Origin of the sequence: Muriicola soli (assembly GCF_004139715.1) — a bacterium.
In the GTDB taxonomy this organism is placed as follows: domain Bacteria; phylum Bacteroidota; class Bacteroidia; order Flavobacteriales; family Flavobacteriaceae; genus Muriicola; species Muriicola soli.
Genome location: NZ_CP035544.1, coordinates 2133492 through 2147671, shown reverse-complemented (window position 1 = coordinate 2147671; position 14180 = coordinate 2133492). Strand labels below are relative to the sequence as shown.

The window sequence follows — 14180 nt, the reverse complement described above, 5'->3', positions numbered from 1 at the left end:
AAAACATAAAGATGTCTACTACTAAGAACATTGCAATTATTGCCCACGTTGACCACGGAAAGACTACCCTGGTTGATAAAATACTTCATTATTGCCAGCTCTTTCGTGAAAATGAAAAGACAGGCGACCTTATTCTGGACAATAACGATCTGGAAAGGGAAAGAGGAATTACCATTGTTTCTAAAAATGTATCAGTTACCTACAAGGATACTAAGATCAATATTATCGATACTCCTGGTCACGCAGACTTTGGTGGTGAAGTAGAAAGGGTTTTGAACATGGCCGACGGTGTTTTGTTACTCGTAGATGCCTTTGAAGGCCCTATGCCTCAAACCCGTTTTGTCTTACAAAAGGCGTTGAACCTCGGATTAAAACCCTGTGTGGTGATCAACAAGGTGGATAAGGAAAACTGTACGCCTGAAGAAGTTCATGAAAAGGTATTCGATCTGATGTATGAACTGGGTGCAGAAGAATGGCAGCTCGATTTCCCGGTGGTCTATGGTTCTGCCAAGCACAATTGGATGAGTGAAGATTGGAAAAAACCTACAGATAGCATTGAGCCTTTGTTGGAAATGGTCCTTGAGCATATTCCCAGCTTTAAACCGGAACAGGGAAATACTCAAATGCTGATCACTTCCCTAGATTACTCTTCTTTCACAGGCCGAATCGCAATCGGGAGATTGCAAAGAGGCAGTTTAAAGGAAGGTCAGTCCATTGTTTTGGTAAAAAGGGATGGGAGCAAGGTAAAATCTAAGATCAAGGAGCTGTATACCTTTGAAGGCCTTGGGAAAATAAAGGTGCAAGAAGTGGCTACCGGAGATATTTGTGCCCTGGTCGGACTCGAAGGCTTTGATATTGGGGATACAGTAGCTGACGTTGAAGATCCGCAGGGATTGAAAACTATTGCCATTGATGAGCCCACCATGAGCATGTTGTTCACCATCAATGACAGTCCGTTCTTTGGGCAGGATGGCAAATTTGTCACATCTAGACACATCAAGGAGCGCCTGGAAAAGGAGTTGGAGAAAAACCTGGCATTAAGAGTGGAAGAAACCGATAGTGCCGATAAGTTTATGGTCTTCGGAAGAGGAGTTCTTCACCTTTCAGTCCTGATTGAAACGATGAGGAGAGAAGGCTACGAAGTTCAGATCGGGCAGCCACAGGTGATAATCAGAGAGTTTGACGGTGTGAAATGCGAACCTGTTGAGCAGCTGACCATCGACCTCCCCGAGAGTGTTTCGGGAAAAGCAGTGGAAATGGTCTCTATTCGAAAAGGTGAGATGATAGGTATGGAAGCCAAAGGAGAGCGAATGGTTTGCGAATTCCTAATTCCATCAAGAGGGATCATCGGCTTGCGGAATCAATTGTTAACCGCAACCGCAGGGGAAGCAATCATGACACATCGCTTTATGGAGTATCAGCCAATGAAAGGCGATATTCCCCAGAGGCAGAACGGCTCTTTGGTGTCCATGGAAAACGGAAAGGCCATCCCTTACTCTATTGATAAATTACAGGAAAGAGGACGCTTTTTTATTGACCCGGGTGAGGATATCTACGAAGGCCAGGTGATTGGTGAGAATTCGAGGGGTGATGACATGACGATCAATGTCACAAAAACCAAGAAGTTGTCTAATGTTCGTTCTGCAGGCGCAGATGACAAGGCGAAAATTGTTCCTGCGATCAAATTCTCGCTCGAAGAGGCCCTTGAGTATATTCAGAAGGATGAATATGTTGAGGTGACGCCCAAACACATCCGTTTGCGGAAGATCTTCTTAAAAGAGGTAGACAGGAAAAGAAATAAAATAAATTAAAAAAAGAAGCGCCAAAGGGCGCTTTTTTTATTTCTAATCCAATGTAATAGGATGGTGCATAGCAGCTGCAGCTGCTCCAATGATCCCTGCGTGGTTTTGCAGCCCTGCCGGAATAACCGGAGTTTCAATGGTTATGAAATCCTTGTACTCATCAAAATCCTTTGAAGTCCCACCACCTAAAATAATCAGATCAGGGGAGACAATTACTTCAACATACTCGAGAAAAATATTAAATCGCTTTCCCCATTCCTCATAGGAAAGACCTTCTTTTTCTTTAGCCGATGCGGCAGCCCACATCTCTATCTTATTGTATTCTTTGTATGGGATCTGTCCTAACTCGAAATTGGGGATGAGTTCACCATCCCAGAAGACACCACTTCCAAGACCGGTACCGATAGTTATCATAACCACAAAACCTTTGCGCCCTTTACCAACCCCGTAATTCATCGTGGCATACCCGGCGGCATCGGCGTCATTGATCACGGTCACCGGTAATCCTGAAACCTCACTGAATAGTTCTTTTACATTGACATTAACCCATTTTTTATGTAGGTTTCCTTTTGATTTGCAAACCCCGTGTCTCAGGGTGGTAGGGAAACCGCAACCCACAGGTCCTGAATAGTCGAAATGGTCCACAATTTCCTTAAAAACCCTGGCCATAGGTTTAGGTTTGCGTGATTCCGGAGTAGGAATACGAAATCTTTCTGTCAATTTTTCTCCAGTAACAGTATCTACCAGGGCTCCTTTCATACCCGATCCTCCTATGTCAATTCCCAGTACAGTCATTCGATTTTATAGTAATGGCGTAGTCCGCCTGGTTAGTCGGCCGTAAAAGTAACAAAAAACTAAGAGATGTGAGGTGGTTAAAATCGATCAAAGTCTGCCTTCATTTTTCAGATAATCAAAAACCAATTGTGCGACTTTTGAGACTTTTTCCCTGTCGTTATACCCCAGCCATTGCATTTCAGCTATCTCGGAAGCGGGTTTCAATTTTCCCTGGTAGGAGGATTCGTAACAGCGCATACGAACCAATATACCTGCCGGCTTGCCATCTGCCTGCGCTTCAAAATTTTCTAAAAAGGTAAAACTCCTGGTGTCTAGCCTTACCTGCAATTCTTCCAGGATTTCCCTGCTGAGGGCCATCAAGTCTGATTCTCCTTTCTCCCTTTTCCCTCCGGGAATATAAAACAACACCTTCCCTTTACTCCTCACACATAAAATCCGTTTATTCTCTATGTGTACCCAGGCTAATTTGTCAATGATCCTGGGAGAGGGTTCAATATAATAGTCAATAGAATTCAGGGAGTGATTGGGGTCTATGACATCCAGAAAACTGTCAATACCTCGCCCAAAACGGGTGAGCATTCCCAATCTCTTATTCCTGCCCAGAGCACTTGAAATGGTCTCATCCCTATTTCCAAAAGGATAACCTCCTTTTCTGATCCACAATAGATTCAATAAATGCTGCATCATTACATTTCCCAACTGGTCAACTGAAATGGCAATTTTGAGTAAATATTCTCCCAGGCCCGTAATACCGTTCTTAAATAAAGTGTGAAGTATTCCATAGAGGAAGCCAATAGGCCCCGTAATGACCAATAAGATCAGAGATATAATAAAGAGTAATACCCCGATTAGGGGATTAGACTTTTTATCGGGAGCTGAGGTTTTTACTTTCCGTATCAAGAGCCGTGTTCATATGTATCAGGAATCCTTCACCGTAATTGTCGAGGCTTAACCCAGTACCAGATTATAAAGATTAGGGTGAGACCGAACAAGACGATTCCGAGACCATAGAATAATTGATCAAGGGTAAAGTAATCCAAAAAAGGTAGAAGAACAAGTGGGGATAAGAACTGTCCAAAAAACCAAAAGGTTGTTAATCGTCCAATTTCCTGACCACGGATTTCCTGAGGCGCTAATTGCATCACCCAAACATTGGCATTAGGGATCATTAGTCCCATGCCCAAACCTGCCAGCAGCATTCCCAGCAGAACCATTCCATAAGAATTTCCAAAAGCAATGGCAATAAAAGCTAATGCCATCAGAAAGTAGCCCAGCCCAAAGATCTGTCGGAAACCCAACAGGTCCTTGATCCTGCTGTAAGAAAAAGATGAGACTGCAGAAAACAAAGTGCTGGAAGCTATGGCAATTCCGATCATGGTATTCTTTTCTACCCCAATTGATTTGAGATAAAAGGGAATTTGTACAGGGATGATAAAAAAGATGATCCACATTAGCATAACATTGCCAAAGATCAGCCAGATGATCCCCGGAGATTTAATCTTGCTTTTTACTGTGGGCCGACTCATCCTCTGGGGTTCTTTTAGAAAAAGAAATGCCGGAGGGAGTATCAGCAGGGAAAACAAGTACAATAAAAAAGGTACGCGCCAGTCAATATCAGCGAGAATACCTCCCAGCGTAATAAAGAGGATTCCTCCCAGGGACATCACCGCAATTTGAAGACCGGCAAATTTTTGTCGCGCCTTGCCTTGATAGTAATCGGCTACTAGGGTAGTCACTATGGTCATGGAAATTCCTACAGAAATTCCCAGCAGAGCCCTGCCGGCCAGAATAGCGTAGAGGTTGTTAAGCCAATATCCCGAAGTGCCTCCAATGGCATAAAGGACCAATGCAATCCCCAATAGTTTTAATCTACCGGTTTTATCAATGATGATGCCTGCTACAATGGCACTTAGTGCTATAAAAAGCCCTGGAAATGACAGGGATAATTTGACCAGCGCAACGTGATTAGGCACCTTGGAAAAGGTCGTGGTCATATCCGGAAGGGAAGCCGAAATGGTAATCATCGACATGATGGTAAGACTACTCACCAATAATAAAGTAGCTTTTACCTGCCAGGTTTCTGAATTCATATAGGAAATTTCAATACTGATACCTAATTGTACCGGCTGTTGATGTTAAATTAGAATTACGGTGTTCACTCAGGCCATTTCACCTTTCATCAGCTTAGGTAGCATTTCTTTAAAATTTTCCTTTTTATTTAAATGAGGCAGGGTATCGGTAGGTTCTTCAACACCCAGGAATTTACAGAGTGGTGCCCACCCATCACGTACATCGTACACCAGCAATTTTTCCTCCGGGACGAATCTTTGGACCTCTGCCAAGTGTCCTTCCCATACTTTTTTAGCGTGTGCCTTGTCTTCGAAATTGCCACTCAATTCTCCTGCAAAAAAGGTCTTTTTAAAGAATTTGATGCATTTCACCACATTTCTCGCTCTGGCACTAAAGAGCAGTTTCCCCATCATTTTTATTTTTTCTCCCGGAGTTTGAGGGCCTGCGCGGTATACCGTGCTATCTACACTTTTATACCAGGCCTCAAAATCCCTAACGGTGAGGATCACTTTAGCATCCGGATAGCGTTTCATATGTTCTTTGTACCAGGGATAGCCCGGAAAATCCACCGTGGCGTCGTAGCCTTTGTACAGTCCTTCCCAATCCGTGTCCCCGGTTTCAGAAAGTGTTTTCCAATAGTGAAGATTATGAGGATTTACAAGGAGTTCTTTCATGTGATACACACGATTAAACCCTAACATTTCCAAGGATCTCTTGAGAGTTGTGGTTCCCGTTCTCGGGAATCCGGCACCAATAATTTTTATTGACATTTTTTGTGGTTTTAAGTTGATTGAATTTACTGAGTGTTTTCTTCCGGAGGAGGAGGCATTTTAAAAATAAACGGGTCAGGTTGGGGGCTTATGGGCTCTAATTTTTTACCTCCAAAGGCCGCGTAATCCCCAGGGTATAGAGTGCTCCTAAAAATTCCAAATACAAAAGGACCAGTGGGTTGCGCCGGTGATCCGTCTGGTAATTTATAGTCGTACACATAAGGGTTCCAGTATTCCCAGACCCGCCTTCCATTCTCATCGATCTCAAGGAATCTTCCCTGCATGCCCTGGGTGATAAAAGTGTGCCCATTCTTCAATCGATGAGCCCCTGAAATAAATGACGAGTAAATAGAATACTTGTCCGGTGCATTATAAGTCCAGTCAGGAGTCTCCGGTCCAAAGACGCCATTTTCCCCGGGCTCATAATTACCGTTCTCAGATGTGGGAATCGCCCATTCATGAACGGCAGAATAATTACCTACATCGCCGATGGCTACTTTTAATTCAGGGGTGGAATTCTCGCCCATGGCGGCCCACATATTAGGCAATTTGTTATCAGGGTGGGGGATATCGTTGTTGTAAACCATCAGATTCCCTTCTCCGGGATATCCTTGCGGTATCCATTTACTGTCGTGTTGTCCATGGAGCATTTGATCTTCTTTGCTTCCCTTGCCGTAATTGGCGGGATTCCCCCAGCGATAGAGAAGCTCTCCCCCTAATCCGGAATTACCCCCTGAAGCGGTTCTGGCTTCTTCGGTACTGGTACTGTGATCGATAACAAAGATTTCTCCATAGCCCGGGACACTGATCACAATCTGATCGAGTTCTGAATTATATGAAACGGCATTGGTATGAGTGATATCCGAACCCTGGTTGTCTACCGTAGCATTGGATGTTATAAATCCCATTTTTTTCATCTGATCAAGCCTTTCCTGCGTCATTGGGGGCCCGGCCTCTTCACTGGCTATATTGATGTTTATTTTTCTGGGATGTTCTGCAATTACACCGTAATTCTCCTTATCAGGATCGAATTCCTGAACGAGGTGATCTTGCATCCTCCATTCCCAGACGATTTTACCTCCTTTGGGCTTAACCGGTTCAATCTCTATGATCTTATCGAGCCATATGCCCGCTTTGGGAATGTGTTGAGGATCCATGCCAGCGGCTTCAGCCTCTTCCGCACTTAAAGCATCATAGGAAATCGCAAGGATGTTGCCATTGGGCATTATTTCAATATCGTGATGGGTGAGGTAAGTTTCACTGTAGTACTCAAAATCCCATAACAGATTGCCCTCCCAGTCGTACTCTTTAATCCTCCCGGATTGTCCCCCGGCAGCAAAAGTTGGGAAATTCTCATCACGCTCCATCCGAATGAGATTTCCGTTAGGCTGAAGATAGGAATTCATGGAATTGAGATCAGAATTCCAGCTGTGTACGACCTCCCCGTTTTTGTTGATCAAAAAGGTTTTTGTGCTGCTCGAAGGTTCAAAAAGTACATACCCTTCTGTATCCGTTTCAGAATCGTAAATCAGGCCCCTTTTGGCCATGACTCCCGTCATACTTCGGGTATCATCGGGTTGCCAAACTTTGACTTCCTCCACCGCCATTTCGGTCTTTGGAGGAGAATCGGTTTTACATGAAATGAAGAATAGCAGGAAAAGGGGAAAGGCGAAAGCTTTCAGTTTCATAATTACTTAGGTTGGTTGTAACCTGAAAGATACACATTTTTCCTGATGGAAATTTAAAAAATAAAGAGCTGAATAAAAGTTTAAACTGCTTTCTGGACTACTTCAAAAACCTTATTTCCGTCGCATTTTAAGGTCTTGGAAGGATATTTAAGGATGAGCGCATAATCATGGGTAGCCATGAGAATGGTACGGCCCGTCTTATTGATTTCCTGCAATACTTTCATAACCTCAACGCTGGTCTGGGGATCCAGATTCCCTGTGGGTTCGTCTGCGAGAATGAGTTCGGGATCATTGAGTAAGGCTCTGGCAATAGCTATCCGTTGTTGTTCTCCTCCCGAAAGTTCATGAGGAAACTTAAATCCCTTTGTCTTCATACCTACCTTTTCGAGTACCTCCTCGATTTTGGCATTCATTTTGGCCGCGTCTTTCCATCCGGTGGCCCTCAATACAAAAAGGAGGTTTTTGTGTATGTTTCTGTCCGGAAGGAGTTTAAAATCCTGGAATACCACACCTAATTTCCTCCTGAGATAGGGAATGTTCTTTTCTTCAAGTGTTTTGAGATTGAATCCGACCACCCTGCCATGACCTTGCTTAAGAGGGAGATCAGCGTATAGGGTTTTCATAAAGCTACTTTTACCACTTCCCGTCTTACCGATGAGGTACACAAATTCACCTTTCTTTACCTCTAGGTTGATATCATTCAACACCAAATTCTCTTTTTGGTAAACGGCAACTTCTTTTAAGCTTAGTATGGGCTCTTCCATGCGTTTATTGTTGATATAAAAGTAATAAGTTCTGCAGGATAAAAAGTACGGGCCTCATGAAAATCTTTTTCTTTGACGGGTTTATACTGCAAATCAATATTTCCCGTTACTAAGACAAATACGGTAATTCTCACGAGTCCTAGAACACTATGTTAAAGAAAAAAACCGCTTTTACCCTTATGGCCCTTGGCCTGTTCTCCATGGCAATTGCTCAGGAATCTGTCATCTATACCCATGAAGACAGTGATTACAATCAAGCTCTGCAACTCTATAATAATAGTCAATACCAGGCAGCCCAAACCCTTTTTAAAAAGGTAAGAGCAAGAACTACAAACGAGGAAACCAAGGCAAACAGTGCATATTATGCCGCCAACGCTGCGGTACGACTCAACCAGATTGGTGCAGACCGTCTAATGGAAGATTTTGTGGAAAGTTTTCCCACATCTACAAAAAGAGATGCTGCCTTTTTGGATGTGGCCGATTATTATTTTGCAAATGCCAAATACCCTTATGCCCTGAAATGGTATAAAAAAGTGGAGCCTTATACCGTACCGAAGAAAGACCGGCAACGCTTTAATTTTAATATGGGGTACTCCCTCTTTGCTGCTAAAAAACCCGAAGAGGCCAAAACCTATTTCAACAGAGTGTCCAATTCTGCTGAATACGGTTCGCAGGCCAAGTATTATCTTGGTTTTATTGCTTACCAGCAAGATGATTACCAAGGAGCAACCGAAAGTTTTGACCAGATTACAGACCAGGAATTGCTCAGTGAAAACCTTTCCTATTTTCAGGCAGACCTGAACTTTAAGCTCGGTAATTTTGAAGAAGCCATCGCTTTGGGAAAAAAGCAACTTCCTAATTCGGACAGGCAGGAAATTTCCGAACTCAACAAGATCATTGGAGAAAGTTATTTTAATCTGCAGCAATACAAGGAGGCCATTCCTTATCTCGAAGCTTATAGGGGAAAGCGCGGTAAATGGAACAATACAGACTATTACCAGTTGGGGTATTGCTATTACCAACAACAAGATTACGCCAATGCCATCCTTCAATTTAACAAGATCATTGGAGGACAGAATAGCGTAGCTCAGAATGCGTATTACCATCTGGCAGAATGCTACCTGAAACTCGACAAGAAACAAGAGGCACTTAATGCCTTCAGGAATGCATCACAAATGGAATTCTCGCCTGAAATAGAAAAAGATGCCCTTCTCAATTACGCCCGTCTTAGTTATGAGATCGGGAATGCCTATGAGCCGGTCACTCTGGTGCTTTCCACATATTTGGATCGATACCCCAAAGACACTTATGCTCCTGAACTTCAGGAATTGCTTGTGGATTCCTACCTGACCTCCAGGAATTTTAAGGGGGCATTGGAATTGCTTGAACAGAACAGGAATTACGCAAATAAAACGACCTATCAAAAAGTAGCTTTTTTCAGAGGGATGGAATTATTCCTCGAAGGAGATTATGCCGAAACAGCTGAGGTCTTAGACAGAGCCATTAAAAGTGATGCTGATGCCTTATTTACCGCAAGGGCCAGATATTGGAAAGCCGAGGCCAGTTTCTTACTCAATCGTTTTGACGAAGCCCTGGTGGAATACATCCGTTTTCAGCAAAGTCAGGCAGCCTCAAGTACCAAAGAATACAAGGACCTGGACTACAATTTGGGATATACCTATTTCAAGCTAAAGGACTACAATTCGGCCATTCCGTATTTTGCGCGATATAAGTCGGGCACAGCCGAGAAGGAAAAAGTTGATGACGCTTTGGTGCGACTCGGCGACTGCTATTTTGTAACCAGTAAATACGACAGGGCCATAGATGCATATGCCGACTACCTTTCCGGCAACGGGAGGGAAAAGGACTATGCGGCTTTCCAAAAAGCGGTCAGTTACGGGTTTACAGGCAGAAATTCGACCAAATTAGCGGAGCTCAATTCATTTATTACTTCATATCCGGCTTCAACACTAAAAGACGACGTTCTTTTTGAACTTGGGAATTCCTATATCCGTGATAACAAGGAGCAGGAAGGCCTCAAGGCTTATGCCGATTTAGTGAACTCATACAGCAGCAGCAAACTGGTACCACAGGCTCTTCTAAGGCAGGGCCTGGTGCATTACAACGCTAACCGTAACGATGAGGCATTGAATAAATTCAGCACCGTCGTAGATAAATACCCTAATTCACAGGAGGCTATACAGGCCGTAAACACTGCAAAACTGGTCTATATGGATATGGGCCGTGTAAATGAATACGCGGCCTGGGTAAGAAATCTTGATTTTGTTGAAGTGTCAGACGCTGAATTGGATAATGCCACTTTTGAATCTGCAGAAAAACAGGATATAGAAGGAAGGACCGCTGCTGCTATTCGCGGTTACGAAAGCTATATATCAGAATTTCCCTCCGGCCTTCATATTGTCGATGCCCATTTTAAGCTTGCACAACTGTACTTTTCTGAGGGAAATCAGGAGAAGGCTTTAACTTCCTTTACCTATGTCGCAGACCGGGGAGGAAGCGAGTATTACGAACAGGCATTGACTCGGGTTTGCGAACTCTTATTGGCAAAGAATGACATGGCTGCTGCTATGAATTATTTGAGTCGACTGGAGGAATCCGCTGACATAGCGCAGAACAGAACATACGCCAGGCAGAATCTGATGAAGGGGTATTACGAACAAAAGAATTACAAAAAAACACTGGAATACGCAGAAAAGGTATTGAAAACAGAAGGAATAGATGACCGTATCAAGAGCGATGCAAACATCATGATTGCAAGATCAGCTATGAGTACTTCTGATGAAATCACAGCAGAAGAGGCGTACGCAAAAGTGCTGAAGACTTCTTCCGGATCATTGGCAGCGGAAGCCCTGTATTTCGACGCCTATTTTAAACAAAAAAAGGGAGCCTTTGAAAAAAGCAATATATCGGTACAGAAACTGGCCAGGGAATACGCTATTTACAAAGAATGGGGAGGTAAAGGTTTGATCGTAATGGCCCAGAATTTCTATGCTTTGGGAGATGCCTTTCAGGCAACGTATATTCTGGAGAGTGTGATCTCGAATTTCAGTCAGTTTCCCGAGATAGAATCAAAGGCCAGGCAAGAATTGTCGCTTATAAAGTCTAAAGAGGCCGAAAAAAATGCATCAGTTGATACAGGGGAGAATTAAACAAAGTTCAGATCATATGTCAAGGAAGTTTATCATTGTATTTTGTTTTTTAAAGTGCTTTGGTGTGAGTATATCAGCTCAGGAAAAGGATCTGGGAACGGAAACGGTTACTGTTGTAAAACCGTATTCACCAACGGTCTCCGATGCCTTTAAAATAAAATCGGTGCCTCTTCTCAACGATTCTGTCATCCAGTCTAAAAAAGAAATCAAATACAGTATTTTTTCGGTACCTGTTGCGTCCACCTTTACTCCGGCCAAAGGGAAAGCCGCCACCGTGCAAAAGGCAGCGCCAGAAAAATTATTTAATTCTTCTGTGTCCATGGGCCTGGGGAATTTTAATAATGCGCTTCTGGATGTTTATACCAGCAGGGATATTGACAGGGGGAATCAGCGAATTGATGTTGGAATCAACCATTTCTCTTCAAGAGGAGACCTTGATTTTACACCACTTGATACCGATTTCTACAATACGGATATAGATGCGGCCTATTCAAACAGGAGCCGAGACGGAGACTGGGGTATTTCCCTGGGTGCGCAACACCAGCTTTACAACTGGTATGGCCTTCCTGAAGGGGTATTTGATGAGGCAGTGATCGCAGGAATCGATGAGCAACAACAATATTTTAGCGCAGAATTAGGAGCCCAGTTCCAGCAGGAAAATGCGGTCTTTAGCCAGGGAGGAATTAGTTTTAAAAGATTCTGGGATAGTGTAGAATCAGGTGAGAACAGAGCTATTCTTACAACCTTACTCGATTTTCCCTTGAGCCAGGAATCCTTCGCGCTAGGCCTAAAAGCAGATTATGTCAGTGGGGAGTTTTCTAATGCTGATGTCAACAACACTGCGAATACGCAAGGTATTTCGTATTCTCAATTTCAGGTCGGACTCAGTCCCAGTATTCTAATTGAAAAGGACGAACTGAGCATCAGCTTAGGGGCAAATCTGGTTTATGGGATGGATATGGAGAACAGCGAAGGAAATTTTTACATCTACCCTCAGGTAACGGCTTCGTATAAACTACTTGACGAAATAGTGATTGTGTACGGTGGAGTGAGCGGACAATTATATCAGAATTCCTATGCAGATTTCGTTGGAGAGAATCCATTTGTCTCTCCTACCTTGTCTATTCAGCCAACAGATCAGCAGTATAATGCGGAACTAGGATTTAAAGGGCAGCTTTTCCCCAATTTAAGTTATAATGTAAGAGGATCGTATAAAGCCGAAAATCGCAAGCCACTTTTTAAGTTAAATCCGCAAAACGATTTTAGGGATGATGAAAAAGGCTATACCTACGGAAACTCTTTTGAGCTTTTTTATGACGATGTAAGGACCCTTGGAATTTTTGGGGAACTCAATCTTGATGTCAATCGAAATTTTAGCCTGGGGGTTAATGCCTCGGTTTCTGAATTCGACACAGAAACAGACAATCCTGCATGGAACCTTCCCAATTTAAAAGGATCTCTATTTATGGATTATCAGATAGATGAACACTGGTTTATGGGGGCGAATCTGTTTTATGTAGGTGAAAGGGAAGACCTGAGTTCTGTGGTCATTCCCAATGCGCAGCCCGCTGATTACCCCGCAAGCGTACTTACGCTTGATGCCTATTTTGATGCCAATGCCCATTTGGGGTACCGACTAAGTAATCAACTTTCCATTTTTGCGAAAGCGAGTAATCTGGCTAATAATGACTACCAGCGATGGGCCAATTTCAGGGTTCAGAGCTTTCAAATCCTGGCAGGAGTCACCTATAAATTTGATTTCTAGACCGCTTAGAAACAAGAATTTAGATGAATTATTTATTGCTGTATTCGTGATATAGCCCTTTTTCTAAACCCTTTAACGAAGGTGACAGGCCTCTGGCTGATTAAAATGCCGGCTTTTCCTAAATTTAAGACCATGTAACCGGAATTTTTTCGAATGCGGAAGTGTAGTGGTTTAACGAGCATGTATGGTATCCTTTTTGGTCTCTGCATCTGCAGTGCTCAGAATCTGGTAATTAATCCCAGTTTTGAAGAACACACTTCCTGCCCCGAAAAACTTGGGAATTTTAACTCAGATGTGGTGGGGTGGAACACACCTTCCCTGGGGTCCACAGATTATTTTCACGCTTGTAGTGAAGCGATGGGAACACCAAAAAACTTCAACGGCACTCAGATTGCCGATTTTGGTGAGGGCTATGCCGGGTTTTATTTGTACGCCCCAAATGACTACAGGGAGTACATGCAGGCAAAACTGACTACTCCTTTAAAAAAAGGCGAAGTGTATGAACTGAGTTTTTTTGTAAGCCTGGCCGAGCGATCCGACTTTGCGGTTAATCAATTTGGGGTAGTTTTCTCAGAAAAGCCCTTCAGTTTCGAGATCAAAAAGGAAATGTCGAAAAGGCATCTTTATTCCGATGTCGATAATGAATTTACATACCAAGAAATAGGATATTCCCATTTTGCGAATGACAAAAAAAAATGGATGCTGGTCTCCACTACTTATACTGCTAAAGGAAATGAGGAGTATATGACGCTGGGGAATTTTAAAAATAATGCCCGAACTCGTAAATTCCTGATCAAGAAAGGAGCCAAACAAGGAGCCTACTACTATGTGGATATGGTTTCCCTGATCTCGAAGAATCCTAAATTGGCGGCATCTACTGCTATTGCAGTTGTAAAGGACGGACCGCCAAGTCTTAACACCCCCCACTTATTTCAACATGTACTTTTTGATTTTGATAAATACCTCCTTTTGGATTCTGCAAAAGCCTATTTAAAAGAAACCTATGAATTTCTTGTTGAGGATCCTAGTCTGAACATTATTATCCATGGACATACCGATGATATCGGCCTCGATTCTTACAATATGCAATTGTCAGGAAATCGATGTAAAGCTGTGGTGGACTATTTTACGGAACTGGGCCTTTCTCAAGAGCGAATTTCCTGGAAAGGGCACGGCGGAAAACTACCCATCGCGGACAATTCTACGGCCGAAGGAAGACAACAAAATAGGAGGGTGGAATTCATCCTCACCAAGATGGAGTGAGGGCACTCCTGTTTATCTCCCCCTGGGATGCCATACACTGACTTTCCTTATGCTACTTTTGGGGGCAGATATAATTTTACTTATTAATTACCT

At 43.1% G+C, this 14180-nt stretch carries 10 protein-coding genes; 4 read left to right on the top strand and 6 right to left on the bottom strand.

Features of this window, described 5'->3' with window-relative positions; translation table 11 throughout:
- Positions 1-11 precede the first annotated feature (11 nt).
- Positions 12-1811 carry a translational GTPase TypA gene (gene typA / locus EQY75_RS09740; protein WP_129605422.1) on the top strand — a complete coding sequence of 600 codons (1800 nt, stop codon included), beginning with the start codon at positions 12-14 and terminating at the stop codon, positions 1809-1811.
- Positions 1812-1844: 33 nt separating this feature from the next.
- Here typA and ppgK read toward each other — a convergent pair whose 3' ends face one another.
- The 6 genes from ppgK to EQY75_RS09710 all read right to left on the bottom strand — a co-directional run bounded on the left by ppgK (position 1845) and on the right by EQY75_RS09710 (position 7889).
- Positions 1845-2597, bottom strand: coding sequence for a polyphosphate--glucose phosphotransferase (gene ppgK, locus EQY75_RS09735; protein WP_129605420.1), 753 nt, complete (start codon positions 2595-2597; stop codon positions 1845-1847).
- 87 nt (positions 2598-2684) lie between these two features.
- The gene (locus EQY75_RS14100) at positions 2685-3497 is read right to left on the bottom strand and encodes an NUDIX hydrolase (protein WP_217349959.1); all 813 of its coding nucleotides are present in this window, start codon (positions 3495-3497) and stop codon (positions 2685-2687) included.
- A 29-nt stretch (positions 3498-3526) separates the two neighbouring features.
- The gene (locus EQY75_RS09725) at positions 3527-4687 is read right to left on the bottom strand and encodes an MFS transporter (RefSeq protein ID WP_129605418.1); all 1161 of its coding nucleotides are present in this window, start codon (positions 4685-4687) and stop codon (positions 3527-3529) included.
- 69 nt (positions 4688-4756) lie between these two features.
- Positions 4757-5437, bottom strand: a complete 681-nt coding sequence (locus EQY75_RS09720; RefSeq protein ID WP_129605416.1) for a sulfotransferase family protein — start codon at positions 5435-5437, stop codon at positions 4757-4759.
- Positions 5438-5463: 26 nt separating this feature from the next.
- Entirely contained in the window at positions 5464-7125 is a 1662-nt protein-coding gene (locus tag EQY75_RS09715; RefSeq protein ID WP_129605413.1) for an aryl-sulfate sulfotransferase, read from the bottom strand.
- An 80-nt stretch (positions 7126-7205) separates the two neighbouring features.
- On the bottom strand, positions 7206-7889 hold the full coding sequence (locus EQY75_RS09710; RefSeq protein WP_129605411.1) for a cell division ATP-binding protein FtsE: 684 nt from the start codon (positions 7887-7889) through the stop codon (positions 7206-7208).
- 149 nt (positions 7890-8038) lie between these two features.
- On the opposite strand from EQY75_RS09710, the gene EQY75_RS09705 reads away from it, so the two are divergent.
- The 3 genes from EQY75_RS09705 to EQY75_RS09695 all read left to right on the top strand — a co-directional run bounded on the left by EQY75_RS09705 (position 8039) and on the right by EQY75_RS09695 (position 14087).
- Positions 8039-11059: a tetratricopeptide repeat protein gene (locus EQY75_RS09705; RefSeq protein WP_129605408.1), complete on the top strand. Its 3021-nt coding sequence runs from the start codon at positions 8039-8041 to the stop codon at positions 11057-11059.
- A gap of 64 nt (positions 11060-11123) precedes the next feature.
- A complete protein-coding gene (locus EQY75_RS09700; RefSeq protein WP_342773979.1) occupies positions 11124-12824 on the top strand; it encodes a TonB-dependent receptor domain-containing protein in 1701 nt (566 codons plus the stop codon).
- Between the two features lie 180 nt (positions 12825-13004).
- Entirely contained in the window at positions 13005-14087 is a 1083-nt protein-coding gene (locus EQY75_RS09695; RefSeq protein WP_129605404.1) for an OmpA family protein, read from the top strand.
- Positions 14088-14180 lie beyond the last annotated feature (93 nt).

Coding starts and splice junctions, on each gene's coding strand:
- typA (WP_129605422.1), top strand. CDS start 12: ATGTCTACTACTAAGAACATTGCAATTATTGCCCACGTTGACCACGGA.
- ppgK (WP_129605420.1), bottom strand. CDS start 2,597: ATGACTGTACTGGGAATTGACATAGGAGGATCGGGTATGAAAGGAGCC.
- EQY75_RS09725 (WP_129605418.1), bottom strand. CDS start 4,687: ATGAATTCAGAAACCTGGCAGGTAAAAGCTACTTTATTATTGGTGAGT.
- EQY75_RS09720 (WP_129605416.1), bottom strand. CDS start 5,437: ATGTCAATAAAAATTATTGGTGCCGGATTCCCGAGAACGGGAACCACA.
- EQY75_RS09715 (WP_129605413.1), bottom strand. CDS start 7,125: ATGAAACTGAAAGCTTTCGCCTTTCCCCTTTTCCTGCTATTCTTCATT.
- EQY75_RS09710 (WP_129605411.1), bottom strand. CDS start 7,889: ATGGAAGAGCCCATACTAAGCTTAAAAGAAGTTGCCGTTTACCAAAAA.
- EQY75_RS09705 (WP_129605408.1), top strand. CDS start 8,039: ATGTTAAAGAAAAAAACCGCTTTTACCCTTATGGCCCTTGGCCTGTTC.
- EQY75_RS09695 (WP_129605404.1), top strand. CDS start 13,005: ATGTATGGTATCCTTTTTGGTCTCTGCATCTGCAGTGCTCAGAATCTG.